The following is a 3,850-nucleotide window of genomic DNA, read 5'->3' as shown; positions in this document are numbered from 1 at the left end:
CAGATGACAAAAAGAATACTTATTCTAGAATCAATATCCGACTTTAACGAAAGGAGATAAATAGGGGGATTTGAATTTTTTAATGCTCAGTCATTGCGATGAGCTCCTATACGACATGGCAATCTCATCCACTCGCTCTGTTATTCTGAGGAGTCCGGTGTTTTTTATCAGACATTATAAGAATCTCATTCATTCCAATTCCACAATCCAACAATTTCTCAATCCTACAAATAATAAAAGATGACTCATGAGATTGCCACGACCTCAAAAAACGAGGTCTCGCAATGACGGATTAGGTTGATGAGATCCTCACGCGGGAAAGCACCGCTCAGGATGACACCTGCGACGTCAGATGAGATCCTCACATCCTCACAAAGCCAGGGCTCAGAAAATGGACGGCATTTTTTTTAAATCTCTTATATAAGTTTGATTTATCTAGCTCTTGGATTTATAAAATAGATTTTCCATGATAACAAATGGAGGAATTCTCATTAAAAAATTGAGAGTTTAAAACCAAATAGTATATAATCATTATGTATTTTATGAACGAACTGTAAAAAAATCCTTGACTTAATATATAGACTCTACGGGTACGAACCAAATAATAAACCGGGGATATTCATGGAGATCGACATCCGAACTCTATCTTTAGTGAATAGCATCGCTGCAGTTATTCAAGTCATTGCTTTGACTCTTCAATATATTCTGGTAAAAACCTACCGAGGGATTGGTTGGTGGTTAATAGGATTTTTGATGTTCGCTTTAGGATTCCTATTCGCTCCCCTTCGCGATATCAGTCAGATCAGTCAAATCTCAATTTTTTTCCATAATTTAACCCTTATATTAGGAATCGTTTTTTTATATATTGGTTTACTTCGTTTTTTGAATTTAAAAGAAAATAAAAAAATTATCATCTTTATTTTGGTTTCTTATATTTTTCTTTTTACCTTTTTTCTTAATATCCAAGATGACATAACAGCGCGAACGGTTATTTTTTCATCTTTTTCTGCTTTACTCATGTTTTCTATTTCTTTTCGTCTATTAAAAAACCTGGATAAATCCTTAAAAACTTCACAACTTTTCGTTGTGACAATTTTCTTTATGCAAGGTTGCTTTCTTCTCTTTCGCACCTTTGCTGTTATAACTATTTCACCAGTTTCTGATTTTTTTACTCCAACTCTTACCCAATCGTTAACCTTCCTTTCTTATATCATCATTGGTAATCTCTTCACTTTTGGTTTTATCATAATGGTAAACCAGCGGTTAAATATTGACATGAAAGAAGCTAAAGAACATTTTGAACTTATTTTTAATACCAGTCCTGATGCGGCAATTATCACCCGTCTCGATAATGGAGAAATAGTTAGTGTAAACGACGGTTTCACTAATCTTACCGGTTTTAACCATAAGGAAACTTTAGGAAAATCGATTTTGGAACTAAACATTTGGAAAAATCCAGCAGATCGCCAAAAATTGATTGATGATATCCTGAAAAATGGTTTTTGTGATAATTTCGAATCCGAATTTTTGAAAAAAGATGGTACTCAAATATTTGGTATCATATCCGCCAAGACCATTAATCTTCATGGTATTCCTCATATAATAAGCGTTACTCGAGATATTACTATTCGAAGAAAGGTTTTAGAAGCTTTGAAATTAAGCGAAGAACGTTACCATTCCCTATTTGAAAATATGATTGATGGATATGCTTATTGTGAAATGGTATATACCGAACAGAATCAACCGGTCGATTTTATCTATCTCGAAGTGAATAAATCATTTGAACGTTTGACCGGCCTTGAAAACGTTGTAGGAAAACCGGTTAGTGAAGTAATTCCAGGCGCCCGAGAAATGAATCCTGAATTATTTGAGGCTTATAACCGAGTCGCTTTGAGTGGTAAGTCAGAAAGTTTTGAGATTTTCTTTAAACCTTTGAATATTTGGTTTGATATATCTGTCTTCAGCCCTTCTATAGGTTTTTTTGTCGCTGTCTTCGAAAATATCACCGACCGGAAAAAAGTCGAGGAAGAATTACAACATCTTGCTTCAATTGACGGATTAACAGGAATATATAACCGCCGCTTCTTTATTGAAGCGTGTGAAAACGAATTAACCCGATTTCATCGTTATGGAAAAACCTTTACGTTTTTAATGATGGACATTGATAACTTTAAATCTATAAATGATCAATATGGTCATCTCTCTGGAGATCAGGTTTTGCAATCCTTTGTTAAAACCATCGAAAACGAAATCCGCAATGTTGACTCCTTGGGAAGAATGGGTGGAGAAGAATTTGGAATATTACTCATAGAAACCCCAGTTAAAGAAGGCTTAAAAACCGCCAAAAGAATTCAGAATACTTTACAAAATAAAAAAATACAACTTAACTCTGATCAAAGCATAACCACCAAAGTCAGTATGGGTCTAACTGAGGTTAATTCTGAAGACACCAATTTTGATTCGATTATTTCCCGGGCAGATCGAGCTCTTTATAAAGCAAAAAATTTAGGGAAAAACCGTATTGAGGTCTCTGAATAAATATCCTGCAAAAACAAGTGTAAATAATGATTTTAACACCGAAAAGCTGCATGGGGATCTTTTCCCCAGTTCAACAGCACACGAGGAAGCCCCTCCTTAAAGCCTGACCACTTTTTTATTTAATTCTTCCTCAGGAAAAACCAACTAATAACTTGTCTACTATCTTTTTTACCTCTGGATTTTCATATTCTTCAATCTTTCCAGCGTCGCAATACTCTGAAAGAACGGGATCAATTGGAAGCTCACCTAAAAATGGAATCTGCAGCTGAGTGCTGATATCCTTCCCTTTGGGTTGTCCAAAAGGATAAATGATTTCCTGACATTTTGGACATTGAATGTAACTCATATTTTCCACTAATCCTAACACCGGCTTTTGCAGTTGTTGAACCATATGAATAGCTTTTTTAACAATCATAAAAGCCAGGTCTTGAGGGGAAGAAACAATCACTGTTCCATCCAACGGCATACTTTGTAAAACAGTAAGTGGAACATCGCCAGTTCCCGGCGGCATATCAAGGATAAGAAAATCCAAATTAGCCCAAAGTACCTCATTCCAAAAGTCCTGGATGGCCTTGCTCAGAAGTGGCCCACGCCATATAACTGGTTGGTCTGGCCTTTCCAATAAAAGGTTGATGGAGATAACCTGTATTTTATATTTTTCAGTTTCCACTGGAAATATTCCAGCTTCTGAGACCAGGGGTCGGATATGAACAATCCCAAACATAGTAGGAACACTAGGCCCGGTTATATCAGCATCCATAATTCCAACCTTAAGTCCTCTTCGAGCCATTTCTACCGTCAACAACGCCGAAACTGAGCTTTTCCCTACTCCTCCCTTACCGCTCATAACCGCTATCGTTCGATTAATGTTTGGATTCAGTTCCATAGATGGCATCTCCTCATTTTTTAGTTTTAAAAAAATTTAAAATTTCATCCTGAAAACCCACGGGCTTGATAAATCAAGTCCCTACCAAAGAATTTAAAATTGTAGAGGCACAATGCATTGTGCCCATTCTTTAATTAATGTAGCGACCTGCCAAGGCATGTCGAATTTCGTGTTTATATTCACATTTGGTGTCGTTTATCATCATAAACATCTATCCTGAAAATATCATCAAATGAATTCTTTAATCGGTCATCCTGAGCCCTCACTTTTCCGAGGGCGTGAGGATCTCATCAGACACTGCAGGTGTCATCCTGAGCGATGCTTTCCCGCGTGAGGATCTCATCATTTATTTTTTTTGGTTTTTTAAAATCTTAAAGGATGGGATTCTCACGTCGCACAATTCGCTCCTCAGAATGACGGAGTGGG

At 36.5% G+C, this 3,850-nt stretch carries 2 protein-coding genes; one reads left to right on the top strand and one right to left on the bottom strand.

The genetic code is table 11. From position 1 onward, the window contains the following. Positions 1-621: 621 nt before the first annotated feature. A complete protein-coding gene (locus tag PLK24_RS09430; protein ID WP_324478520.1) occupies positions 622-2,538 on the top strand; it encodes a sensor domain-containing diguanylate cyclase in 1,917 nt (638 codons plus the stop codon). Positions 2,539-2,668: 130 nt separating this feature from the next. On the opposite strand, the gene PLK24_RS09425 is transcribed toward PLK24_RS09430, so the two are convergent. Further along, a complete protein-coding gene (locus tag PLK24_RS09425) occupies positions 2,669-3,424 on the bottom strand; it encodes an Mrp/NBP35 family ATP-binding protein (RefSeq protein ID WP_324478518.1) in 756 nt (251 codons plus the stop codon). Positions 3,425-3,850 lie beyond the last annotated feature (426 nt).

It is taken from the genome of Atribacter sp. (assembly GCF_035418125.1).
Classification (GTDB): Bacteria; Atribacterota; Atribacteria; order Atribacterales; family Atribacteraceae; genus Atribacter; species Atribacter allofermentans.
This window is presented reverse-complemented; position numbering and strand designations above follow the sequence as displayed.